This window comes from Pseudomonas flavescens, assembly GCF_013408425.1.
Classification (GTDB): domain Bacteria; phylum Pseudomonadota; class Gammaproteobacteria; order Pseudomonadales; family Pseudomonadaceae; genus Aquipseudomonas; species Aquipseudomonas fulva_A.
The window spans coordinates 4,091,554-4,115,338 of sequence record NZ_JACBYV010000001.1 but is presented as its reverse complement, the minus strand read 5'-3'; the positions used below and the strand labels follow the sequence as shown (position 1 = coordinate 4,115,338).

Sequence of the window (23,785 nt, the reverse complement as noted above, 5' to 3'; positions counted from 1 at the left end):
AATATTCAGATCAGCCAAGTAGGCCTGGCACCCGGTTTTCGGGCATCGCATCGATTCAGAGCCGTCCAAGGGCTTTTTCAGGCAGTTTCCATGGATTGAGAGTTGGATCCATTTCTGCGAGTTTGCTGTTCAGCTGTTCCCCATAAAAACAATCAAGGGTTTGCGCTGATGAACCATCCTTTCTCCTTTCTGGACGTCGCTGCCGTGGGCAGCCTCCGCTCGCCTGCACCCGCACGTCACCCGCTCGCGTTCTCCACCTTCGATGCGGGAGGTGCGCAATGAGCGATCTCAGGCAGGTCGTCGACCAGGGGCCGATGCGCGGCTTTCAGTGGGTCGCCATCGGGGTGTGCATCGTCCTCAACATGATCGATGGCTTCGATGTGCTGGTAATGGCCTTCACGGCGTCGTCGGTGGCGGCGGAGTGGCAGCTCAGTGGTGCCGAGATCGGCCTGCTGCTCAGTGCCGGTCTGCTTGGCATGGCGGCCGGTTCGCTGTTCATCGCGCCCTGGGCGGATCGTATTGGCCGGCGCCCGCTGATCCTGCTGTGTCTGGTGGTTTCCGGCACCGGTATGCTGCTGTCGTCTCTGAGCCAGACGCCCACCCAGCTGGCGCTGCTGCGCGGCCTAACGGGTCTGGGTATCGGCGGCATTCTGGCCAGCAGCAACGTGATCGCCAGCGAGTACGCCTGCAAGCGCTGGCGTGGTCTGGCGGTCAGCCTGCAGTCCACCGGCTATGCGCTGGGCGCCACCCTCGGCGGCCTGCTGGCGGTGTGGTTGCTGTCGCAATGGGGCTGGCGTTCGGTGTTCTTCGCGGGTGGTCTGATGACCTTCGCGGCCATTCCGCTGGTGCTGCTGTGGCTGCCCGAATCCCTGGATTTCCTGCTGTCCAAGCGGCCAGCGAAGGCGCTGGTACGGGTCAACGCGCTGGCGGTTCGCCTGGGGCAGCCGAGCCTTGCAGCACTGCCGCCGTTGCCGGCGGGGGAGCAGGGCAGAGGTGGATCATTCGCACGCCTGTTCGGCCCCGAGCAGCGTCGCAGTACCTTCCTTATCTGGCTACTGTTCTTCCTGGTGATGTTCGGCTTCTACTTCATCATGAGCTGGACGCCCAAGCTGCTCACCTCTTCCGGCCTGTCGGTGCAGCAGGGCGTAACGGGGGGGGTATTGCTGAGCATCGGCGGGATCTTCGGTGCGGCGCTGCTCGGCCTGCTGTCGGCACGTTTCTCCCTGGCCCGGGTGCTGGCGTCGTTCATGCTCATCACCGCGGTGATGCTGGTGGTGTTCACCAGCATCGGCTCGTCGTTCACGGCCGCTCTGTGCATGGGACTGCTGATCGGCCTGTTTTCCAACGGCTGCGTGGCCGGCCTGTACGCGCTCTCGCCGCTGATCTATGGCGCTTCGGTGCGCGCCACCGGGGTGGGTTGGGCCATCGGTATCGGGCGAGGTGGCGCGATCCTGTCGCCGACCGTAGCTGGTTTCATGCTCGATGGCGGTTGGCAGCCTCTGCAGCTGTACACCTGGTTCGCGCTGGTGTTCGTGGCGGCTGCACTCCTGTTGCTGACCCTGCTGCCCGCGCAGAAAGCCGGCGGGTTGAAGCCTGCGCAAGCGTGATCATCGTGCAGCGCGAGGCGCATGCCTCGCGCTACCACTTTTATCACCACACCCTCGCTGGCCCGCCTTGGGCCAGGCTTCTCGGCTTTGGCGATGAAGGGGGCTGGTGATTCCGGCCCTCTCTGCCTCGTTTCATCGGCCGACATGCTGGTGTCAGCCAGAAGCGTGCTGCTCGACCGATCGACAGATGAGCTTGCCGTCCGGCATGCGCAGGGCTGCATCATCGATCGGCGCGACGCGAGACCTGTCTGGTCTCATCCTTCTCCATGAGTGGTGAGCTGTATCGAGCGGATGGGGGTGGCCTTCTTTATTTGAATATAATTATTGTAATTCGATAATTTATTTCTAATAATCGGCGCGCACTTACCTCCCCATAAGGAAATACCCGTATGAATACCCACATCACTGGCCTGGCCCGGAAGCGGTTGCGCTGGGTCGGCATACTCGCCGCCATGCTGGCTTGGGGCATGGGCGCGATCGAGTTCATCAGCTATGTCGCCATCTGGGTCAGTGACAGGAATGGAATGCTCACCGTCATCCTCAGCGCCTTCGCCAATGGGGTATCACCGCTGCTCGATCCTTTCACCGACGCTGGCGAGGTATGGATCAATCCCGGGTTGATGCTCTCACCGCTGAGTGCGGCACTGATCATCGTCCTCGATGCCCTGCCTCAGGTGCTGGTGGCCTACATGCTGTGGCTGACCGGAGTGTTTTTCCTGCGCCTGTCGAGAGGCGAAACCTGGACCGACCGCAACGTACGCATGCTCTGGATCATCGGCGTGCTGTGCATCATTTCTCCGGCCACATTCCCCATCGCATTGACCTTGCAGAGCCTGGCGCTGTCCATCGATCTGCCCGCGGGAGAGCGCATCGTTCACGTTTCGGCAGGCATGTCTTCCTACGCGGCTTCCGAGGTGGTCAAGGGCATACTGCTCTGTTCGTTTTCCACTATCATGCGCGACGCCAAAGTGCTCAGCGACGAGCAGAGCCAATACATATAGAACAATGAAATGACCATTATCATTCGTCTTGACGTTGTCATGGCCAAACGCAAAATTCGCTCGAAGGAGCTCGCCAGCACCCTGGGAATCACCGAGGCGAATCTGTCGTTGCTGAAAAATGGCAAGGTCAAGGGAATGAAGATGGAAACGCTGGCCAAGCTTTGCGCCGCGCTGGATTGCCAGCCCGGTGACCTGCTGGAGTATCAGAAAGACTGAGCCGCCTCGAATCACGGCGCCCTGCGATGCCGGGGGCCTGACTCACGAGGCACGGCTCTTCGTCGCGCAATGGCACTTACATGAATCGATACAGACTCTTCGCGCTGCTATGTCTGCTCGCGCTGGTCAGCGGCTGCGCCAGCAAAATGGATGTGGCGATCAATGCGACCCCCGACCCCGATTACCCTTTCGACCGAAATGCCGCGGTACTGGTGACCACCGCCGACGGTGACGATGAAAACGCTCTCAATGCCCGCTACTACCTGCATGACATGGTCAGCGCATTGAAGGGGGAGGGCTTTCGCAATGTCTTCACCGATCGCACCCGTCCATCCGTCGACACGGCGGCGGACCTGACCTTCACCCTCGATGTCGGCAGCAAGCGCACCCGCTACCGCTATACCGCCAACGATTACGGGCAGGTCACGACGCATACCTCGACCGTCTGCCGGGAAGACAGGAAGAGCAAGAAGAAGGACAAACGCCTCATCTGTACCCATACACCGCAAAGCCACTACGGCGTGGTGGGAACTTCGGAGCGCACCGGTCAGACCACCCGTTCGACATTCACCCTGACGGCCTGGGACCGGCACCTGCGGCGAATCGTGTATCGGCTGCGGGTTACGGCCTACAACGAGAACTGCCAGAACGGCAAGGTCGAAGCCTTTCTGGTGCAGCAGGGCCTGCAGTACCTGAATTTCCACGAACGTATCGAGCAGAAGCGAACGGTCGCGTTGCCTGAAGGCCGCGGCTGCTAACACAGGCCCACGGTCTCGGATGAGCGCTTCATCCTGCGCATCATTGGTCACCACGGCCAGCGATGCGCGAGCACCGACTGGCCTGGTGATGATGGACTCCAATCATGCCGCGTCGCGGGTAGTTGGCTCTCGCCGAGGCCCGTCACCAGAGCGCCAGGGTGTAGTCGATGTGCAGGCGGGTCTGGTTCTCGTCGCGAAACGATGCGGCAGCGGGGAAATCATTGCGGTAGATCGAGTGACGTGCCTTGAGCCCGACGCCCTTGAAGGTGCCGCTTTGAATCACGTAGCCCACTTCCAGCTGCAGTTCCCGCTCCTTGAGGTCGCTGCCGCCGAGGGCGACCAGTTCGATGTTGTCGCCACGCAGATAGCGCAAGCGGGTCTTCAGGCCCGGAATGCCGGTAGTGGCGAAGTCGTGATCGTAGATCGCCTGCCAGGTGCGTTCTTTCGGATTGACGAAGTCCGAGCTCATCGCCATTTCGCTGATCACCATCGACTCCGTGCCGGAAATGTAGGGTTTGGCGCTGTCGCCGCTCTGGTGCATGTAGCCCAGCGTGAAACGATGGCCGTCGATGGCGTAGGCGAATTGCGCCGCCAGGTTGCGGTTGTCGACCTTGCCGGCCCTGGCGCTGCCGTCCTCGCCGCTGTCGAAAGCGCGTAGATCGGTGCTCAATACGCCGGGGCCAACGGGCAGCTCGTGCAGTAGACCAAGGTATTCCTGGCGATACAGTTCGGCGACTTCGGTGTGGTAGGCACGCAGTTTCAGGCGTTGGCTGACTTGATAGTCGCCCCCGAAAAATACCGCGTGCGAGCTTTCGGCTGTCGGGTTGAAGCGTCGGTTCGGCGAGGCGACCGTCATCGCCTGGTAGTTGCTGGAGTCGCGGCGGTTGATGCGATCGAGATAGCCAGCGTGCAGCGTCAGGTCGTCGACTTCCATGGACTGCAGATACGCGCCGCGGAATGACTGCGGTAGCAGCCTGGCCGGACTGGCGACGATAGAGGGCAGGAACGGCGAGACATCGCCCACTTTCAATACGCTCTTGCCGGCGCGTACCTTGGCCGTAGGCGCCAGGCGTGAATATTCGTCCGCCGCGCGGCCCGTGCTGGCCGATACCGGCAGCAGCTCGGTGCCGCTGCGCTCAGGCGAGGAGTCCAGCTTGACGCCCAGCAGGCCGGTAACATCCAGGCCGAAGCCGATCTCGCCAGGTGTGTAGCCCGATTCCATCTTCAGGATGAAGCCCTGGGCCCATTCGCGGGCCGCGGATTTTGCCCCGCCATCTTTGTAGTCCCGGTCCATGTAGTAGTTGCGTGTGGTCAGCTTGGCGGTGCTGTCTTCGATGAACCCTTGCGCCACGGCGTTGCCAGCCAGTGCCCAGGGGGCCAACAGAATGCCCAGCAGAGGGGCGCCGTAGCGCCAGTGGATAGAAGGGGGAGTCGTGGTGGTGTTCACCCGATGGGTCTGCATGTCATTGTCCTTTTATTCTTGTTGTTGGCGCGTTGCGGCGGCAGCCTCTCGGAGGGGCCTGTGCCGGTGCAGGAATGCGTGCCTGCTGGGTGGCGAGAATGGAAAGGCAATGACGGGCGGTCAATGTGCGGTGATCGATAATCGAACGTTAAAATTGTTAATTATTTTTAGTTTTAATCGTTTCCTTCGGGTAAGTGGCTGATTCCTATCCGGTAATCGCTCGAAGCAGCATTCAATAAAGATTACTTTCGTTATTCATTATCTTTGTTAATCTTTTCATGGGTCTTCAAACGACTACCCGTCACGGGCGGTAATCGGCCGTTTTCGGGGGCGGATACAACAACAATAAAATCGAGGTTTATCCATGGACACGCCATCGCGTCGCTCGACGCTGACCGTCACGCTGTGTTTCATCGTCGCGCTCATCGAAGGGCTGGATCTGCAGTCGGCAGGTATCGCTGCCGCCGGAATTCGCCAGGCCTTCGAGCTCGATCAGAAAATGATGGGCTGGATGTTCAGTGCCAGCATCATCGGCCTGCTGCCCGGCGCCTTCTTCGGGGGCTGGCTGGCCGATCGCATCGGTCGCAAGCGAGTGTTGATCGGTGCAGTGATCATCTTCGGCATCTTTTCCCTGTGGACGGCCTATGTCGGCAGTGTCAATGCGCTGCTGCTGGCGCGCTTCATGACCGGCCTGGGCCTTGGTGCGGCATTGCCCAACCTGATCGCGCTGTGTGCCGAGGCCGTCGACGAGCGGCGTCGCGGTACGGCCATCAGCATCATGTACTGCGGTGTTCCTCTGGGGGGTGCGATCGCGGCGGTGGTCGGCATGCTCGGTGGTGAAAGCTGGCAGGCGGTGTTCATCGTCGGCGGCGTGGCGCCGTTGCTGGTAGCGCCCCTGCTGATGGTGCTGCTGCCCGAGTCCCGGGACTTCCGTGAGCAGCGCCAGAGTGCGGCGCCGGTTCGCGAATCCACCCTGCACGCGCTGTTCGGCGAGAACCGTGCGGGTGCAACGCTGGCCCTGTGGGTCAGCTACTTCTTCACCCTCACCGTGATGTACATGCTGCTCAACTGGCTGCCTTCGCTGCTGCTCGAACAGGGTTTCAGCAAGTCCCAGGCCGGCACCATCCAGATGCTGTTCAACATCGGCGGCGCTATGGGTTCGCTGCTGGGCGGGGTATTGCTGGATCGTCGTGGTCGCACTGGTGTGGTCCTGTTCGTCTATGGCGGCGTGCTGGCATCCCTGGCCGGCCTGGGGCTGGCCTCGGGCATGCTGGCCATGGCGATCGCCGGGTTCGCCGCCGGGCTGTTTGTCATTGCCGCACAACTGGTGCTCTACGCACTGGCTCCGCCCACCTATCCGACCTCGGTGCGCGCTACCGGTGTTGGCGCTGCGGTGGCCATAGGTCGTCTGGGTTCGGTATCCGGGCCGTTGGCTGCCGGGCAGATCCTGGCAGCAGGTGCCGGTACAGCCGGCGTATTGCTGGCCGCCTCGCCCGGGCTGGTGATCGCCGCGCTGGTGGTGCTCGGCATGAGTCGTCGACGAGCTGCCGATGCGCCCGTGGTTTCGCCGACTTCCCACTGAGAGGGCCGTGCCGATGAAAAGACTGACAGCTGTACTGGCAATCATCCTGAGCCTGGCAGGCGGCCTGGCCTGCGCCGATGTGAATGCACCGCCGCCGATAAAGCTCGAACCCCTGGCGCGTTTCACCGTGAATCTGGAGGCGCCGGTCTGGGAGCTGGGCGCCGTCGGCCCCCAGGGCCAGCGGCGAATCATCCCGATCACCAGCGGTCATTTCGAGGGGCCCGGCTTCAAGGGCAAGATCCTCGACAACGGCGCGGACTGGCAACTGGTCGACAGCAATGGCCTGGCCATCATCGATACCCGTTACCTGCTGCAGACCGATGATGGCGCGCTGCTCTATCTGCAGACCAAAGGCTATCGCCATGGGCCAGCCGAGGTACTGCGCAAGGTCGCCAGAGGCGAGCCGGTGGATCCGTCGCAGTACTACTTCCGGGTGACTCTGCAGTTCGAAACCAGTGATCCTAATTACAGCTGGCTCAACGGCATGGTCGGCGTAGGCAGTGCCATGCGCCTGCAGAAGGCCGTGGTCTATGACGCCTTTCTGGTGAAGTGAGTGAAAGGCGCGGTGGCCCTATGGTCGCCGCACTTTTCCACAGGCAATAAAAAACCCGCCGAAGCGGGCTTTTACTGACCAATGCCAACATCCTGTCGGCGCGCCATCCTGGCTATGGTCATGTCGTCCATGACCCTGAGCACGTCCTGTGCTGCAGGTATGGGCATAGATTACGGCGCCGCCTGGGTTGTCACCAGAGCCAACCGGCGCACTGTCGTGTAAGCCTTTCGCTATACCGAAGCGGCGATGTGCACGGGTCGAGGTTATAAAGGGCGGCCTGTGTCGTTTACAGCGTGCATTTATACGGTCGCCAAGGAAATGATGATTTTGATTAATGGTTAATTGACATAACTATTTTTCAGGGCTAGCTTCTGCTCATCGACAACAGACAACAAGAGAGCAATTCGATGAGCAAGTACGAAGGCCGCTGGCAAACCGTCAAGGTCGATGTCGAAGAAGGCATCGCCTGGGTCACCCTCAATCGTCCTGAAAAACGCAACGCCATGAGCCCGACCCTCAATCGCGAGATGGTCGAGATTCTCGAGGTGCTGGAACAGGATGCCGAGGCTCGCGTGCTGGTGCTTACCGGTGCCGGCGAGTCCTGGACCGCGGGCATGGACCTCAAGGAATACTTCCGCGAAGTGGACGCTGGCCCGGAAATCCTTCAGGAGAAGATCCGTCGCGAAGCCTCGCAATGGCAATGGCGCCTGCTGCGCTTTTACGCCAAGCCGACCATCGCCATGGTCAATGGCTGGTGCTTCGGAGGCGGTTTCAGCCCGCTGGTGGCCTGTGACCTGGCGATCTGCGCCGACGAAGCCACCTTCGGTCTGTCGGAGATCAACTGGGGCATCCCGCCGGGCAATCTGGTGAGCAAGGCGATGGCCGACACCGTGGGCCATCGTCAGTCGCTGTACTACATCATGACCGGCAAGACCTTCGGTGGTCAGAAAGCCGCCGAGATGGGGCTGGTCAACGAGAGCGTGCCTCTGGCGCAACTGCGTGAAACCACCCTGGAGCTGGCGCGCAACCTGCTGGAGAAGAACCCGGTGGTGCTGCGCGCGGCCAAGCATGGCTTCAAGCGCTGCCGCGAGCTGACCTGGGAGCAGAACGAAGATTACCTGTACGCCAAGCTCGATCAGTCGCGTCTGCTCGACGAGGAGGGTGGCCGCGAGCAGGGCATGAAGCAGTTCCTCGACGACAAGAGCATCAAGCCCGGCCTGCAGGCCTACAAGCGCTGATCGCTGTGCCTTGCTTCATGTGGCGCTGGCGACAGCGCCGCAGTGTTGCCGACACAGGCAGCTCCCGATAAAGACAATAAGAGGAATCATCATGCTGGACGTGCCCCTGCTGATCGGCGGCCAATCGTGCCCCGCCGGTGATGGACGAACCTTCGAGCGCCGCAACCCGGTGACCGGTGACCTGGTTTCGCGTGTCGCTGCCGCCACGCTGGAGGATGCCGACGCGGCGGTTGCCGCGGCCCAGGCTGCCTTTCCCGCCTGGGCTGCGCTGGCCCCCAACGAGCGGCGTACACGCCTGCTCAAGGCGGCCGAGCAGATGCAGGCACGGGCCGGCGAGTTCATCGCCGCCGCCGGGGAAACCGGGGCGATGGCCAACTGGTACGGTTTCAACGTGCACCTGGCGTCCAACATGCTGCGCGAGGCGGCGTCGCTGACCACGCAGATCAACGGCGAGGTGATTCCCTCCGACGTCCCCGGCAGTTTCGCCATGGCCTTGCGGCAACCCTGTGGCGTGGTGCTTGGCATCGCGCCCTGGAACGCGCCGGTGATTCTCGCCACCCGCGCCATCGCCATGCCGTTGGCTTGCGGCAATACCGTGGTGCTCAAGGCATCCGAGCTGAGCCCGGCGGTGCATCGGCTGATCGGCCAGGTGCTGCAGGATGCCGGCCTGGGTGATGGCGTGGTCAACGTGATCAGCAACGCGCCGGCCGATGCCGCGGCGATCGTCGAGCGGCTGATCGCCAACCCGGCGGTGCGACGGGTCAACTTCACCGGCTCGACCAAGGTCGGGCGCATCGTCGGTGAGCTCTCGGCACGTCACCTCAAGCCGGCACTGCTGGAACTCGGTGGCAAGGCTCCCTTGCTGGTGCTCGATGACGCCGATCTGGATGCCGCCGTCGACGCCGCGGCGTTCGGTGCCTACTTCAACCAGGGGCAGATCTGCATGTCCACCGAACGGCTGCTGGTGGATGCCCGGGTTGCCGATGCCTTCGTGGCCAAGCTGGCCGAGAAGATCGCCACCTTGCGTGCCGGTGACCCGGCCGACAGCGCTTCGGTGCTGGGTTCGCTGGTCGACGTGTCGGCAGGCGAGCGTATCAAGGCATTGGTCGACGATGCCGTCAGCAAGGGCGCGCGCCTGGTCGCGGGCGGTCAGGTCGAAGGCAGCATCATGCAGGCCACGCTGCTCGACGGGGTGACCCCGGCGATGCGTCTGTATGCCGAAGAGTCCTTTGGCCCGGTTGCCGTGGTGCTACGCGGTGACGGCGACGAGGACCTGCTGCGCCTGGCCAACGACTCCGAGTTCGGGCTGTCGGCAGCGATCTTCAGCCGTGACACCGGCCGTGCGCTGGCGCTGGCGCAGCGCGTCGAGTCGGGCATCTGCCACATCAATGGGCCGACCGTGCACGACGAGGCGCAAATGCCTTTCGGTGGCGTCAAGTCCAGCGGCTACGGCAGCTTCGGCGGCAGATCGGCGATCGAGCAGTTCACCCAACTGCGCTGGGTCACCCTGCAGAACGGCCCGCGGCACTATCCCATTTAGCCGCGGCCGGTCCAATACCGTACCTGCCTGGCTGCGTCTGCCTGCCGTCCTTTCAGCGGGGCGGCGGCGCGACAGAAGAAAACAAGAACAACAGTGGCGGACCGATCCGCCCAAATGGAGAAACGCAAGGTGAACTCCGATATCAGACCGCGTTATCGCCAGGTTTCCATCGGCCATCCGGCCGTGGAAGTCAGTGAGCGCAAGGGCATTCTCCACATGCGTTCGCTGGAGCCGTTGGCGCCGCTACCCGAGCGCCTGCTCGATCGTCTGCTGCACTGGGCCGAGGTGCGCCCGCAGCAGACCTTCCTGGCCGTGCGCGACAGTGCGGGTGCCTGGCAGCACACCAGCTATGCACAGATGCTCGGCCAGGTGCGCGCCATCGCGCAAAGCCTGCTGGGCTTCGGCCTGAGCGCCGAACGGCCGCTGGCGATCCTCTCCGGCAATGGCCTGGAACATCTGCAGATCGCCCTCGGCGCGATGTACGCGGGCATCCCCTATTGCCCGGTATCGCCGGCCTACTCGCTGCTCTCCCAGGACTACGCCAAGCTGCGCCACGTCTGCGATCTGCTGCGCCCCGGGCTGGTGTTCGTCGCCGATAGCCAGCCGTTCCAGCGCGCCATCGAAGCGGTGATCCCAGGCGATGTGCCGGTGATTGCCGTACGCGGTGAAGTCCACGGCCGGCATTGCCTCCCCTTCGCCAGCCTGCTGGAACAGCCAGGTGGTGCCGAAGCCGAGGCGGCATTCGCGGCCACCGGGCCGGACAGCATCGCCAAGTTTCTCTTCACCTCCGGTTCGACCAAGCTGCCCAAGGCGGTGGTCACCACCCAGCGCATGCTCTGCGCCAATCAGCAGATGCTCCTGCAGACCTTTCCGGTGTTCGGCGAAGAGCCACCGATACTGGTCGACTGGCTACCCTGGAACCACACCTTCGGTGGCAGCCATAACCTGGGTATCGTGCTCTACAACGGCGGCACCTTCTACCTCGACGAAGGCAAGCCCACGCCCCAGGGCATGGCCGAAACCCTGCGCAACCTGCGAGAGATTTCGCCCACTGCCTACCTCACCGTACCCAAGGGCTGGGAAGAGCTGGTCAGTGCACTGGAACAGGACGCCGCCCTGCGCGAGACCTTCTTCGCCCGCATCAAACTGTTCTTCTTCGCCGCTGCCGGGCTGTCGCAGAGTGTCTGGGACCGCCTCGATCGGGTCGCCGAGCAGCACTGTGGCGAACGTATCCGCATGATGGCCGGGCTGGGCATGACCGAGGCCGCGCCGTCCTGCACCTTCACCACCGGACCGCTGTCCATGGCCGGCTACATCGGCCTGCCGGCGCCGGGCTGTGAAGTGCGTCTGGTACCGGCTGACGGCAAGCTGGAAGGTCGTTTCCGCGGGCCGCACATCATGCCCGGCTACTGGCGTGCTCCGCAGCAGAGCGAGGAGGTGTTCGACGAGGAAGGGTTCTACTGTTCCGGTGACGCCCTCAAGCTGGCCGATCCGGCAGATCCGCAGCTCGGCCTGATGTTCGACGGGCGTATCGCCGAAGACTTCAAGCTGTCTTCCGGGGTGTTCGTCAGCGTCGGCCCGTTGCGTAACCGCGCAGTGCTCGAAGGCTCGCCCTACGTGCAGGACGTGGTGGTCGCCGCGCCGGATCGCGAATGCCTGGGGCTGCTGGTGTTCCCGCGCCTGCACGAGTGCCGGCAGCTGGCCGGGCTGGATGCCGTTGCCAGCGATGCCGAGGTGCTGTCCAGTGCCGGGGTGCGCGACTGGTTCGCCGGCTGGCTGCAGCGTCTCAACCGTGAAGCGACCGGTAATGCCACACGTCTGGAGTGGCTCGCGCTGATGGACCAGGCGCCTTCCATCGACCGTGGCGAGATCACCGACAAGGGCTCGCTCAACCAACGTGCCGTATTGCAGTGGCGTGCCGATAAGGTCGAAGCGCTGTATCGCGGGCAGGACGATTCGATCCTGCGGGCCGAGACGGGTTCGTGAACGGCGGGCAGTTCACGGGCTTCGACGATGTCGCGATCATCGAGGCGGTGCGCACGCCCTGGGTCGACCTCAATGGGGCGCTGGCCCAGGTCTCGCCCATCGATCTGGGCATCAAGGTCGGGCGCGCCGTGCTGGCACGAGCAGGTCTCGAGCCAGGCGCGGTAGACAGCGTGCTGGCCGGCTGCATGGCCCAGGCCAGTTTCGACGCCTACCTGCTGCCAAGGCATGTCGGCCTCTACAGTGGCGTGCCACGACAGGTGCCTGCTCTGGCCTTGCAGCGGATCTGCGGCACCGGCCTGGAGCTGTTGCGCCAGGCCGGCACGCAGTTGCGTGACGGTGTGCAACTGGCACTGTGCGTGGGCGCCGAGTCCATGTCGCGCAACCCCATCGTCGCCTATGCACACCGCGCAGGGTTTCGCCTTGGCGCAGCAGTGGAGTTCAAGGATTTCCTCTGGGAGGCCCTTTACGACCCGGCCCCGGGCGTGGACATGATCGCCACCGCAGAACGCCTGGCCCATGACTATGGCATCAGCCGCGAGCAGGTGGATGCCTATGCGCTGAGCAGTCACCAGCGAGCCCTGCAGGCTCGCGACGGTGGCTGGCTGGCCGAAGAGATCGTCGCCGTCGGCAATGAGCGCTTTGAACTGGATGGCTATCAGACGCGCGGCATTCAACTGCCCAGGCGGGTTGCCGACGTGGCGCAGGATAGTCATCCACGGCCTACCGATGCCGAGGCGCTGGCCCGCTTGAACGCCATTCATCCCAGCGGTGTGCAGACCGCTGGCAACAGCTGCGCGGTGGTCGATGGCGCGGCGGCGGCCCTGGTCGGCCGCGCGTGCGACTGCACGCGCTCGCCTCTGGCGCTGCTGCGCGCTGCCAGCGTGATCGGCGTGGCGCCGGAGAGCATGGGCATCGGCCCCGCGCCCGCCATCCAGCTATTGCTGAAGCGCAGCGGCCTGAGGCTCGATGAGATCGGTCTGCTGGAAATCAACGAGGCTCAGGGCGCCCAGGTACTAGCGGTCAGTCAGGTGCTGGAGCTGGATCCTTCGCGTCTGAATCAACGCGGCGGCTCCATCGCTCTTGGCCACCCACTGGCCGCTACCGGCCTGCGTTTGGTGATGACCCTGGCACGGCAGCTGCGCGACGCCAATCTACGTTACGGCATCGCCGCTGCCTGCATTGGTGGTGGACAGGGCATGGCGCTGCTGATCGAGAACCCAGGCTATCGGCCTTGAGGCTTCAACCGGTACTTTGCGAGGTGCTTCATGTGGCATTACCAAGCGCCTCTGCGCGATATGCAATTCGTTCTCGAACACTGGCTGCAGGCACCTGCGGCCTGGGCCGAGCTGCCGTCTTTCGCTGACGTCGATCTGCCGTTGGCGCTGCAGGTGCTGGAGGAAGCCGGGCGCTTCAGTTCAGGCGTGCTGGCGCCCCTGAACGGCAGCGGCGATCGTCAGGGTTGCCGCTGGCACGATGGCGAGGTGAGCACGCCCGAGGGATTCGCGGACGCCTACCGCGCATTCGTGGAGGGCGGTTGGCCGGCGCTGGCCTGTGACCCCGCCCATGGTGGCCAGGGCTTGCCGCAGTTGCTCGACGCAGCGCTGCAGGAAATGCTCTACGCCAGCAACCACGCCTGGGCCATGTACACCGGCATCGCCCATGGTGCCTACCTGTGTCTGCAGGCCCACGCGCCGGAGGGCATCAAGGCACGCTACCTGGAAGCCGTCGTATCCGGGCAGGCGCTGCCGACCATGTGCCTGACCGAGCCGCAGGCCGGCAGCGATGTCGGCTTGCTGCGTTGCCGAGCCGAAGCCCATGCGGATGGCAGTTACCGGATCACCGGCAGCAAGCTGTTCATCTCCGGCGGCGAGCACGACCTGACCGACGATATCCTGCATCTGGTGCTGGCCCGGCTGCCGGATGCGCCAGCCGGCAGCCGAGGCATTTCGCTGTTTCTGGTGCCCAAGTACCTGAAGGATGGCCAGCGCAATGCCCTGCGTTGTGACGGCATCGAGCACAAGATGGGCATCAAGGGCAGCGCCACCTGTTCGCTGAATTTCGACGGCGCCCAGGGGTGGTTGATCGGTGAGGCGCATCGCGGGCTGGCGGCGATCTTCGTGATGATGAACTCGGCGCGCCTGCACGTCGGTCTGCAGGGCCTTGGGCATGCCGAGGCCGCCTGGCAGAACGCCGCGGATTACGCCCGTCAGCGTCAGCAGATGCGGGCACCGGCGCGCCCTGCCGGGGTGGCTGCTGCTGCTGGCGCCGACCCGATCCATTACCACCCGGCCATGCGTCTGGCCCTGCTGCGCCTGCGCACGGTCAGCCAGGGTCTGCGGGTCATCGGTTACTGGGGGGCGCATCTGCTGGACCAGGCCGAGCACGCCGTCGCCGAGCCGACGCGCCAGCAGGCTCAGCGCCTGGCGGGTCTGCTGACGCCAGTCATCAAGGCATTCTTCACCGATCAGGGCTTTCACCTGGCCAGCGAGGCGCTGCAGGTCTTCGGTGGTTACGGCTACATCGGCGAGTACGCCGTCGAGCAGACCCTGCGCGATAGCCGTATCGCCATGATCTACGAAGGCAGCAACGAGATTCAGGCCAACGATCTGCTGCTGCGCAAGGTGCTCGCCGATCAGGGCCTGGCCTTCACCGAACTGCTCGCGCTGTTCGACGAGGAGAGTGCCGCTGGCGGTGCGTACGCCGGGCTGTTGAGTGACCTGTGCAGCACGCTGCGCGGGGTCTTGCTACGGATCCGTGAAGGCGTCGAGGGCGACGCTGAATATCCCTACCGGATCGCCGGTGACTTTCTCCATCTGATGGGCTGGGCACTGCTGGCCCATGCCTGGGCGCGCTCGGCACGCCTGGCGCGCACGCTGCTGACGGAGGATGAGGGGTATCAGGAAAAGCTCGATAGCGCGGCGTTCTTCTTCAGCTATCTGTTGCCGGAAATCGACCTGCGTATCGCGCGAATCGAGGCCGCCCGTGCGCCGTTGGCCTTTCTGCACTGAGCCAGGTGCAAGCACCTGCAGCGCGTCGACAGGCAACGCGAGCCTTGTCGCTCGACGCTGCGCTTAGCCATTGACCTTGCGCAGCAGGTGCAGCAATTGCACGCGCTCATCTTCGTCGAGGGCGGCGGTGGCGGCATCGTCGCTGGCCACGGCGACGGCCTTGAGCTGCTCCAGCAGGGTCAGCCCGGCCTTGGTGAGGAACACCCCGTAGGCGCGCTTGTCCTGCACGCCCCGTACGCGCTGCGCCAGGCCGCGGGTTTCCAGCTTGTTGAGCAGAGGCACCAGTTGCGGCGGTTCGATGGCAAGCTGGCGGGCCAGATCCGCCTGCATGAGGCCGGGCTCGTTGTCGATGATCACCATGGCGGTGAATTGTGCAGGGCGCAGGTCATGTTCGGCGAGATTGCCCACCAGATGCTGGAACACTTTCAACTGGGCGCGGCGCAGGGCGTAGCCGACCAGCGTGTCCAGCCAGTTGTCGCTGAGGGCATCGGCCCCGTGCGAGGTGCCTGGAGCGGTATCGATCTGACTGGAGGGGCTGCTCATGGGGGCTCTTCTTCGGTTAAGCGTGTTAAGCATTTTGCATGCTCGTGCTGCAGCTGGCCAGTGGCGCGGTTCTGCACATTCGTTAAGCGCTGCTCAACAAGCTTTAACAACCTTTAACAACACCGCTTGGTCATCCCTCCCTAGTCTTCGAGTCGTTGCAGGAAAGCCCGCTCACCGAGGTGGTTTTCCTGAAACCGGCCATCACCGCTGGTGGTGCCGCCAATTACCCTTAGAACCGTTCGGAGATATCCCATGGCTGAGACTCCTGCAGTAAACAGTGGCAACTCAGACGCCGCCATCGACAAGATGTCCGCAGTATTCGATATGGCGATCGAGAAGTCCGCCAAGATCACCGAGATCACCACGGCCAAGAAAGCCGAGCTCGACGCGACCAAGCAGCGTCCGCAGAACTGACCCGGGCTGCAGGCGGCGCTCGGCGTCGCCTGCAACCTGTGTCTGCGCCGTTATCGGCATCTTTTCCATCGAGTGCGTGGTCGAGCCGTTCTGGCCCGATGCGTCGTTCGATAGTGCAATCCCTGAGCCCAGGCGCGAGCCGCGAACCCGGTGAGTCATATGACTGCGATAGCCTCTAGTTCCGTCCTGCCGAACAGCGGCGACCTGCCCCGTCTGGATGTGACCGCCGGCATCCACCGTGGCGTTTCCCTGCCGCTCGATGAAGCGGTGTACAGCATCGGCAGTGGCGCTGCGGCGAACCTGATGCTGCGTGACGCCGGGGTTGCGGAGCGTCACCTGACCCTGCGCTTCAGTGCCCGCCACGTCGGCGTGGAGGCCACCGGCGGCGACGTACGGGTGATCCGCGGCGGGCGTGAAACCATGATCGCGCGCGGGCACGGCTACCGCGGTCGACTGCCTGTGGATATCCGCGTCGGCGACGCCACCCTGCGTCTCGCCATGCCGCAGCGTGGCACGGCTGCCAACCCCGTGTGGTACGGCAAGGCGCAATGGGCCATCGCCGCGCTGTTCATGTTCATCTGCGCGGGCGCCCTGGCGATGCTGCGCGACTCCCCGATGTACGCCGCGGAACCCGAGTCGCTGCAGCGGCTGACGATCGCCGAGGAGCAGCCAGCGCAAGTGCCCAGGGCCGCGTCATTGCAACTGGCCCGCGCCGACCTGGCCAGCCAGGCCAAGGCCGCCGGGCTGAACAACCTCAAACTGGACGCCAGTGCCGGGCAGTTGCGCGTCAGCGGCACCGTGGAGCCTGGTCAGGAGCAGGACTGGCTGGCCCTGCAGCAGTACTTCGATGGCCGTTACGGCCGCCAATACGTACTGCGCGGTGATGTCAGCGTGCGCGAAAACGCCGCCCGCCCCCGGGTCAATTTTCAGGCCGTGTGGTTCGGCGACAACCCCTACGTGATCAACGCATCAGGTGCGCGCCTGTACCCCGGTGCCCCCCTCGAAGGTGGCTGGAAGCTCGAGCGTATCGAGGATGGCCAGGTGGTGCTGGCGCTCGGTGACGAGCGTTTCGCCCTCACGCTCGGACCTTCGCCAGTGCCTGAGGGCTAGCATGAAGATCGATTCACGCGCCCCGTTAGCTCCAGCGGATGCAGCGTCGGATGTTCGTACGCGTCCGAGCGAGCTGTCCCCCGCATCACCCACGCCGCCACCGGCCGTCCGCCAGCCCAGCCTGCCGCGCACGCCACCTCTGCCATCGGTACAGGATGACCTGCAGGCGCTGGAGCTGGCCGCTGGTGTGGAACCGGGGCTGTTCGCCGGTTCGCGGCCCGCGGAAATTCTCGAGGACATTCTCGAACGCATCCTGCCGACGCTGCCGCTCGACGGCGAAACCAGAACGCTGGCCATGGCCCTCGTCCGTGAAGAGCTCGACACCCGTCAGGCACTGGACCGGCAGCGGGTCGAAACCGAGACGGGGGAATGATGCAGCGCGACGATCATGATGCCGCCAAGCTGTTGCAAGGCCTGGGCGATCTCTATCTGCGGGTTGGCCAAGGGCAGCGCGCGCTGGTGCTGTTGCTGCTGGCCGTGCAACTGAACCCTGACGATCAGGTGTTGCTGGCCCGCCTGGCTGCGGCCTTCACCGCCATCGGCGATGGCGAGCGGGCGCTGCGCACTCTGGATCGCCTGCATGCGCTGCAGGGCGAGTCGGCAGCCTGGCTGCTGCTGCGCAGCCGCGCCCTGTGGAGCTGCGGCCAGTACACCGAGGCCCGCGCCTGTTTCACTCGCTACCGGCAACTGCGCCAGGAGCGTGACGCATGATGGCGCGTCTCAGCGCCCTGGCGGGCATGGCCGCGCAACGTACCGAGGTGGTGATCGTCGCCTTCATGATGATGGCCATCGTGATGATGATCATCCCGCTGCCGACCTACCTGGTCGACACCCTGATCGGCATCAGCATCGCCCTCAGCATCCTCGTGCTGATCGTCGCGTTCTACATCAGCAAGCCGCTGGAGCTGTCTGCGCTGCCAGCGCTGATCCTGCTCAGCACCTTGTTCCGGCTGGCTCTGTCGATCAGCACCACGCGGCTGATTCTGCTGCACGGCGATGCCGGGCACATCATCGAAGCCTTCGGCAAATTCGTCATCGCCGGCGAAGTGGTGGTCGGTCTGGTGATCTTCCTGATCATCACCGTGGCGCAGTTCGTGGTGATCACCAAAGGCGCCGAGCGGGTCGCCGAGGTGGCGGCGCGTTTCAGCCTGGATGCCATGCCTGGCAAGCAGATGAGCATCGACAACGACCTGCGCAACGGCGATATCGATGCCGGCGAGGCCCGTCGTCGACGTTCCGACCTGCAGCGCGAGAGCCAGCTGTTCGGCGCCATGGACGGCTCGATGAAGTTCGTCAAAGGCGACGCCATCGCCGGCCTGGTGATTCTCTTCGTCAACCTGATTGGCGGCCTGCTGATCGGCATGCTGTCGCGTGGCATGTCCTTCGCCGAGGCCGGGCACACCTACTCGCTGCTCACCGTGGGCGACGGGCTGATCGCGCAGATCCCGGCCCTGCTGATCGCCGTGGCGGCCGGTACCGTGGTTACCCGGGTCAACAACGAGGCCGAGCAGGCCGACCTGGGTACCGAGATTATCCGCCAGATGGGCAATAGCCAGCGGGCCCTTACGCTCACGGCGCTGATCCTGGCTGCCGTCGCCTTCATCCCTGGCTTCCCGGCGCCGGTGTTTCTCGGCCTGTCGGCGGTGCTGGGGCTGTGCGCCTGGATGCTGATGCGTCGCCAGCGCCGCGAGCAGGAAGCCGAGGCGTGCGCGGCCGAGGTGGTCGAAGCGGCTGCTGTGGAGGTCGAGCCCGAAGCCGAGGCCTCTCCCGCCACCGCCGACTCCCGCGTGCTGCTGTCCATCGGTCCGGGGCTGGCCGAGGTGGTGCCTCTGCAGCCCTTCAAGCAGCGCCTCGAGGTGCTCTGCCACGATCTGCACAACGAGCTGGGCATCGAATTTCCGCTGCCGTCGGTGCGGGTCGACATGGCCGCTGCAACGGGCAGCTACCGGGTCGAGCTGGAGGGCGTGCCGGTGGATCAGGGCGACCTGAATCCTGCCCAGGTACTGCTGCGCGACGACCCCGTGCACCTGCAACTGCTCGACATTCAGGGCGAGGAGCGCGCCTCGCCGCTGAGCAGCCGCCCGGGCCTGTGGATCCCTGGCGAGCACCAGGCCGAGCTGAGCGATGCGGGCATCGTCTACCTGCGCCCGGATGAAATTCTTCGCGATGTGATGGCGCGCACCCTGCGCCGCTACGCCGGGGACTTTCTCGGTATCCAGGAAACCCGTCAGTTGCTCGCCCATCTGGAGGAGAGCCATGGCGAACTGGTCAAGGAAGCCCTGCGTGCCGTACCTCTGCAGCGTGTCGCCGATGCCCTGCGTCGGCTGGTCGCCGAAGGGGTATCGATCCGCAATCGCCGTGCGCTGCTCGAAGCGATGGTCGAGTGGGGGGGCCGCGAAGGTGACGTCGGGCGTTTTAGCGACCACCTGCGTACCGCGCTGGCCCGCCAGATCAGCCATCAGCATGCCGATGAAAAGCGGGTGATCGCCGCCTTCGTGCTGGGCTCGGCCCTGGAGGCTCAGTTGCTGGAGGCGGCGCGCCAGCAAGACACCGGCCGCGGTGAAATCCGTGCCCGGGAGGCCACCCGCGGTCTGCTCAAGGCACTGCGTCAGCAGTGTGCGCAACTCCCCGAACAGATCAAACCGACCCTGGTGGTACACCCCGAGCTACGCCGCCGGATCCTGCGCCTGTGCATTCGTGACGAACTGGAGATGGCCGTGCTGTCCTTTACCGAACTGGCTCCGGAATACAGCCTGCAGGCGATCAAGGTGATCGGCTCACCGGCCACCTCGCGGGCGGAAAGAAACGAGCCCGCACCTGCTGCTCTGGCAGGTGCCACATGATGCGCGGGCTGCTGCTGATGCTCTGCTGCATACCGTTGCTGGCCGTGGCGCAGTCACCGTCAGGAGGCAGCATCGACCTGGCGACGGGGGAGGGGCGCATCATGCGTTTCGCCGAGCCGGTGGATGCGGTGATGGTCGCCGAGCCTGGCGTCGCCGACCTGCAGGTGGTGTCGCCTGGCGTCATCTACCTGTTCGGCAAGCGTGCCGGGCACACCACGCTGGTGGCCCTGGGCAGCGACGAGCGAGAGATCGCCTCGCTGCAGATCAACGTCGGCAGCAATGGTCGACCGATCAGCAGCGCGCTGCGCAGCCGCCATCCGCAAAGCGCTACCGAAGTGAAAGGCGTGGGCAACCGCCTGGCGGCCCGCGGCCAGGTCAGCAGCGTCGGCGAGGCGCTGGACCTCAATGCCATGCTCGACCCTACCGGGCAGGAATGGCAGGGCGCGGTGAATACCGCGACCTACCCGGGGTCGGCGCAGGTGAACATTCGCGTACGCTTCGCCGAAGTGTCCCGCGAAGAGCTGCTGCGTTACGGGGTGAGCTGGAACGCGCTGTTCAACAACGGCACGTTCTCGTTCGGCCTGCTCACCGGAGGCAATCTGGCGGCGGAGGCTGCCGCGGGCGCCTCCAACCTGATCGGCGTAGGCCTGGACAGCGGCAACTTCAATATTGATACCGTGCTCGAGGCGCTGCAGAGCAACGGCGTGCTGGAGATTCTCGCCGAGCCCAACATCACCGCCATGACCGGTGAAACGGCGAGCTTCCTGGCGGGCGGCGAAGTGCCGGTGCCGGTGCCGGTGAACAGCGATCTGGTGGGCGTCGAGTACAAATCCTACGGTGTGTCGCTGCTGTTCAGCCCGACACTATTGCCCAATGACCGTATCGGCCTGCAGGTGCGTCCGGAGGTCAGCAGCCTGATGGGCGGCAGCACGCTGGAGGTGTCCGGGTTCCGCGTGCCGTCGTTCCGTGTGCGCCGCGCCGATACCCGTGTCGAGGTGGGCAGCGGGCAAACCTTCGCCATCGCGGGCCTGTTCCAGCGAGAGAACGCTCAGGATCTGGAGAAAGTCCCGCTGCTCGGTGACATGCCGATCCTCGGCAACCTGTTCCGCTCCAAGCGCTTCCAGCAGAACGAAACCGAGCTGGTGATCCTGATCACGCCCTATCTGGTCGAGCCGGTGCAGACCCAAGCCATGCTCACGCCCCTCGATCGCACCCTCGGGGCACGTGCCGATGCACCGGCGCGCAGCAGCTCCTTCGGGTTCCACGTGCAATGAACGGGGGTATCGCGATGACGCGTCTGAGCGTGCTGTCCACCTGCCTGCTGCTTGGCGCCTGCCAGACGGAACTGCAGGCGCCGAGCTATTCCCACGGCTACCAGACCCTCGTCGACGCCAACGGCCAGCCCTTGCTGGTGCCGGATGCCTGCCGTCGCGTCAGTGAGGAGGGTCAGCCGGTCGACGAGCGTGAGCTGCTGCCACTGCCGCCTGGCTGCGCCAACAACGCCAATCTGCTGCAGATGGTCGAGCGCCGCGGTGATCTGCTGCGCGGCAGACAGACGGGGCCGACGCTGGCCGCGCCGGTGGGCCGGGCAGCTCAGTCGTATCTGGAAGGCTTCGAAACCGACGAGAAGCGCCGTCGCCGGCAGGAGCAGGCGGCGCAGAGCGATACCGGGGGTGGGCAATGAGCCAGGCGATCACGCGGTCGCCACTTTTATCTCCCAGCGCTCAGCCCCAGGGCCCGTGCCCGTTCGGCGGGGTCACTGATGGCAGCGATGCGCCGGGCTTCGGCGATCAGCGCCTGGCGCTTGGCCGCGCTGGTGTCGTCGAGCTGCACGCTGGCCGGTTTGCCGCGCTCGCCAGCCAGCACCTGGACCAGCAGCGCGTTGCGCTGATGGCGCAACTGAGCGGTTGGCGCGCGATCGATGCCGTCGATCTCGCGCAGCGCATTGGCACTGTCGCCATTGAGGGCGTAGGCCAGCGCCAGGTTGCTGCGCGCATCGAGATCGCCGGGAGCCAGCTTGCGCGCGGTGGCGAAGGCACGCTGCATGGCGGCGATATTGCCCAGTTGCGCTTCGGCGGCACCCAGGCGGGCGAAGGCCTGGGCATCGTTGGGCAATTGCTCGGCGGCACTGGCGAGCAGGGGCTGGGCGCGCTCCGGGTAACCCAGGCGCAGCTGCGCGGTGCCCAGGCCGAGCAGGCCCACTGGGTTGTCCGGCTCCAGCGCGACGGCTTTCTGGTACGCCTCTTCAGCACCCCGGGTATTGCCGCTGTCCAGCCGCGCGCGGCCCAGTCGCTGCCAGGCCTCGAAACCGGCGCCGGGTTGTTCGGCGGCACGCTGATACAGCGTTGCGGCGGTACCACGGTCACCACGCGCCTCGACGTCATTGGCCAATTTCATCAGGCGTTGGTAGGCGTCATCGCTCGCTGGCGCGGACGGATTGCTGGGCGCGTTGCTGCTGCAGGCGCCCAGCAGGGCGAAGCTGGCGAGCAGCACGAAGTGGCGGGGGGAAATCGACGGCAAAGGCGCTGCTCCTGGGTTGATCCGGCACGTGCTGGGCATTCTATAGAGCCATCTTCGGCGGGGTATGTGAAGCGGCTGCGAAATCTTGTGATTGTTGCCGGCCGGCGGTTGTTTCATCGCCCTGCCTGCGCCGATAGTGGTTCCGTCAGGCGCGGCCTGGCGCTGTCGCTGCTGTTGCTGGCGGGCAGTGCGGGGCTGGCGCGCGCCGAGGCGATGCCGCAGTGGTACGAGCAGCCCTATGCCTACGTGGTGATCAATCAGGATCTGCGCAGTGCGCTGGAGGCCTTCGGGCGCAACCTCGGTCTGCCGATGGCGATTTCCAACCGGATCAAGGGGCGTGCACAGAGCAACCTGCGTGCTTCCAGCGCTGGCGAGTTTCTCGACGCGCTGTGTGGCAACAGCGGCCTGACCTGGTTCTTCGACGGCAACATGCTGCACGTGAACAGTGAGGAAGAGATCGAGATTCGCCAGTTCGAACCCAGCGGTTTTCAGCTCGACGAGTTGCAGAGCTCCCTGGACGAGCTGGGCGTGGCAGGCAAGCACCTGTCTCTGCGCAGCAGTTTTCACGGTGACGGCATGCTGATTTCCGGGCCGCCGCCCTATATGGCGCTGGTTCAGCAACGTATCGATCAGCTGCAGAGCCCGGTGGCGGCGGAGCCCGAGGTGGTTCGCGAGCGGGGGGTGCGGGTGTTTCGCGGTAGTGCCGGCATCCAGGTGGTCAAGGGTGCGGACCAATAGCAGGTAGCTTTTCAACATCCAGGTGAAAGGAGAGATTCCATGGCAGTCAGCTCGGTAGATGGCAACACCGCGGTAGAGAACACCCCCGAGGCCGAATTCGACCAGGCGTTGGAAAACGCCCAGGCCGAGGACGAACTCACCAACGACATGATCACCCAGGCGGTCATCCTCGGTGGTCAGTTCATCGTCATGCCGCGGGCTCAGGAGATCCTCAAGGAAGCCACCGCGGACGACGAAGAATAATCACGGGGATCGGCCATGACAGTCAGCGCAGCAGTCGCCACAGCGGCCCCCTCGGCCGCTGGTCAGGATGTCGCCCAGGTCTCGCAGAACCTGTTCGAGCACATGGCCAACCAGGCCAAGGGCATGCCGCAGGGCGCCAGCCCGAACCAGATTGGTGAGAACCTGATGGAGCGCCTCAACGGTTTCATCGACCGCTCACGGGGTTTCTCCGACGCAGCGGCAGTGGAGCGCACGCCCTACGTCAGCAGCTCGCCGGTGGACAAGGGCGCTGGTGTCGAGCCGGGCAAGGTCAACGAACAGCAGATCGACCGGCTGGTCGGCTCCCTCAGCCGGGTCTTCGATTACTCCATCGAAACCCAGATGGTGGTGCGTGGCGCCACGCAGATTTCCGGCTCTGCCAACACCCTGCTAAGGGGCCAGTGA

Annotated in this window: 24 protein-coding genes; 21 read left to right on the top strand and 3 right to left on the bottom strand. The window is 64.6% G+C overall.

Features of this window, described 5'->3' with window-relative positions; genetic code table 11:
- Positions 1–278 precede the first annotated feature (278 nt).
- From FHR27_RS18505 to FHR27_RS18490, 4 genes are all read left to right on the top strand, one after another.
- Positions 279–1,607, top strand: a complete 1,329-nt coding sequence (locus FHR27_RS18505) for an MFS transporter (RefSeq protein ID WP_042556754.1) — start codon at positions 279–281, stop codon at positions 1,605–1,607.
- 389 nt (positions 1,608–1,996) lie between these two features.
- Positions 1,997–2,608, top strand: coding sequence for a hypothetical protein (locus FHR27_RS18500; RefSeq protein WP_042556755.1), 612 nt, complete (start codon positions 1,997–1,999; stop codon positions 2,606–2,608).
- A 9-nt stretch (positions 2,609–2,617) separates the two neighbouring features.
- On the top strand, positions 2,618–2,824 hold the full coding sequence (locus FHR27_RS18495) for a helix-turn-helix domain-containing protein (RefSeq protein ID WP_042556756.1): 207 nt from the start codon (positions 2,618–2,620) through the stop codon (positions 2,822–2,824).
- Positions 2,825–2,904: 80 nt separating this feature from the next.
- The gene (locus FHR27_RS18490; protein ID WP_042556757.1) at positions 2,905–3,582 is read left to right on the top strand and encodes a hypothetical protein; all 678 of its coding nucleotides are present in this window, start codon (positions 2,905–2,907) and stop codon (positions 3,580–3,582) included.
- Positions 3,583–3,724: 142 nt separating this feature from the next.
- Here FHR27_RS18490 and FHR27_RS18485 read toward each other — a convergent pair whose 3' ends face one another.
- Positions 3,725–5,044, bottom strand: coding sequence for an OprD family porin (locus FHR27_RS18485; RefSeq protein WP_179539250.1), 1,320 nt, complete (start codon positions 5,042–5,044; stop codon positions 3,725–3,727).
- Between the two features lie 364 nt (positions 5,045–5,408).
- Between FHR27_RS18485 and mhpT the strand changes: the two genes are divergently transcribed.
- The 7 genes from mhpT to FHR27_RS18450 all read left to right on the top strand — a co-directional run bounded on the left by mhpT (position 5,409) and on the right by FHR27_RS18450 (position 14,951).
- Positions 5,409–6,626 (top strand): 3-(3-hydroxy-phenyl)propionate transporter MhpT, encoded by a 1,218-nt coding sequence (gene mhpT / locus FHR27_RS18480; protein WP_179539249.1) that lies wholly within the window; start codon positions 5,409–5,411, stop codon positions 6,624–6,626.
- Between the two features lie 13 nt (positions 6,627–6,639).
- Complete coding sequence (locus tag FHR27_RS18475; RefSeq protein WP_042556759.1) at positions 6,640–7,179, top strand: DUF3237 domain-containing protein; 540 nt, start codon at positions 6,640–6,642, stop codon at positions 7,177–7,179.
- Positions 7,180–7,586: 407 nt separating this feature from the next.
- Complete coding sequence (locus FHR27_RS18470; protein WP_042556760.1) at positions 7,587–8,417, top strand: p-hydroxycinnamoyl CoA hydratase/lyase; 831 nt, start codon at positions 7,587–7,589, stop codon at positions 8,415–8,417.
- 91 nt (positions 8,418–8,508) lie between these two features.
- The gene (locus FHR27_RS18465) at positions 8,509–9,957 is read left to right on the top strand and encodes an aldehyde dehydrogenase (protein WP_179539248.1); all 1,449 of its coding nucleotides are present in this window, start codon (positions 8,509–8,511) and stop codon (positions 9,955–9,957) included.
- A gap of 114 nt (positions 9,958–10,071) precedes the next feature.
- Positions 10,072–11,943: a feruloyl-CoA synthase gene (locus FHR27_RS18460; protein WP_179539247.1), complete on the top strand. Its 1,872-nt coding sequence runs from the start codon at positions 10,072–10,074 to the stop codon at positions 11,941–11,943.
- Positions 11,940–13,178: a thiolase family protein gene (locus tag FHR27_RS18455; protein ID WP_179539246.1), complete on the top strand. Its 1,239-nt coding sequence runs from the start codon at positions 11,940–11,942 to the stop codon at positions 13,176–13,178. The genes FHR27_RS18460 and FHR27_RS18455 overlap by 4 nt, the downstream gene beginning before the upstream one ends.
- A 30-nt stretch (positions 13,179–13,208) precedes the next feature.
- Entirely contained in the window at positions 13,209–14,951 is a 1,743-nt protein-coding gene (locus FHR27_RS18450; protein ID WP_179539245.1) for an acyl-CoA dehydrogenase, read from the top strand.
- Between the two features lie 63 nt (positions 14,952–15,014).
- Here the strand turns inward: FHR27_RS18450 and FHR27_RS18445 are convergent, their stop codons facing one another.
- Entirely contained in the window at positions 15,015–15,494 is a 480-nt protein-coding gene (locus FHR27_RS18445; RefSeq protein WP_042556765.1) for a MarR family winged helix-turn-helix transcriptional regulator, read from the bottom strand.
- 252 nt (positions 15,495–15,746) lie between these two features.
- Between FHR27_RS18445 and FHR27_RS18440 the strand changes: the two genes are divergently transcribed.
- The 7 genes from FHR27_RS18440 (at position 15,747) to FHR27_RS18410 (ending at position 21,545) form a co-directional block, all read left to right on the top strand.
- Positions 15,747–15,908, top strand: coding sequence for a hypothetical protein (locus FHR27_RS18440; protein WP_179539244.1), 162 nt, complete (start codon positions 15,747–15,749; stop codon positions 15,906–15,908).
- Positions 15,909–16,067: 159 nt separating this feature from the next.
- Entirely contained in the window at positions 16,068–17,018 is a 951-nt protein-coding gene (locus FHR27_RS18435) for a SctD/MshK family protein (protein ID WP_179539243.1), read from the top strand.
- Between the two features lies 1 nt (position 17,019).
- The gene (locus tag FHR27_RS18430) at positions 17,020–17,391 is read left to right on the top strand and encodes a hypothetical protein (RefSeq protein WP_042556767.1); all 372 of its coding nucleotides are present in this window, start codon (positions 17,020–17,022) and stop codon (positions 17,389–17,391) included.
- Positions 17,388–17,729, top strand: coding sequence for a tetratricopeptide repeat protein (locus FHR27_RS18425; RefSeq protein WP_042556768.1), 342 nt, complete (start codon positions 17,388–17,390; stop codon positions 17,727–17,729). Before FHR27_RS18430 ends, FHR27_RS18425 begins: the two co-directional genes overlap by 4 nt.
- Entirely contained in the window at positions 17,726–19,861 is a 2,136-nt protein-coding gene (gene sctV, locus FHR27_RS18420) for a type III secretion system export apparatus subunit SctV (protein ID WP_179539242.1), read from the top strand. Before FHR27_RS18425 ends, sctV begins: the two co-directional genes overlap by 4 nt.
- 17 nt (positions 19,862–19,878) lie before the next feature.
- Positions 19,879–21,135 carry a type II and III secretion system protein family protein gene (locus FHR27_RS18415; RefSeq protein WP_257027122.1) on the top strand — a complete coding sequence of 419 codons (1,257 nt, stop codon included), beginning with the start codon at positions 19,879–19,881 and terminating at the stop codon, positions 21,133–21,135.
- A 14-nt stretch (positions 21,136–21,149) separates the two neighbouring features.
- The gene (locus FHR27_RS18410) at positions 21,150–21,545 is read left to right on the top strand and encodes a hypothetical protein (protein WP_257026946.1); all 396 of its coding nucleotides are present in this window, start codon (positions 21,150–21,152) and stop codon (positions 21,543–21,545) included.
- A gap of 26 nt (positions 21,546–21,571) precedes the next feature.
- Here FHR27_RS18410 and FHR27_RS18405 read toward each other — a convergent pair whose 3' ends face one another.
- The gene (locus FHR27_RS18405) at positions 21,572–22,381 is read right to left on the bottom strand and encodes a tetratricopeptide repeat protein (protein ID WP_257026945.1); all 810 of its coding nucleotides are present in this window, start codon (positions 22,379–22,381) and stop codon (positions 21,572–21,574) included.
- Between the two features lie 108 nt (positions 22,382–22,489).
- Here FHR27_RS18405 and FHR27_RS18400 point away from each other — a divergent pair, with 108 nt between their 5' ends.
- From FHR27_RS18400 to FHR27_RS18390, 3 genes are all read left to right on the top strand, one after another.
- A complete protein-coding gene (locus tag FHR27_RS18400; RefSeq protein WP_257026944.1) occupies positions 22,490–23,119 on the top strand; it encodes a type III secretion protein in 630 nt (209 codons plus the stop codon).
- A 39-nt stretch (positions 23,120–23,158) separates the two neighbouring features.
- Complete coding sequence (locus FHR27_RS18395) at positions 23,159–23,362, top strand: hypothetical protein (RefSeq protein WP_042556771.1); 204 nt, start codon at positions 23,159–23,161, stop codon at positions 23,360–23,362.
- 102 nt (positions 23,363–23,464) lie between these two features.
- Positions 23,465–23,785 carry a hypothetical protein gene (locus FHR27_RS18390; protein WP_373565160.1) on the top strand — a complete coding sequence of 107 codons (321 nt, stop codon included), beginning with the start codon at positions 23,465–23,467 and terminating at the stop codon, positions 23,783–23,785.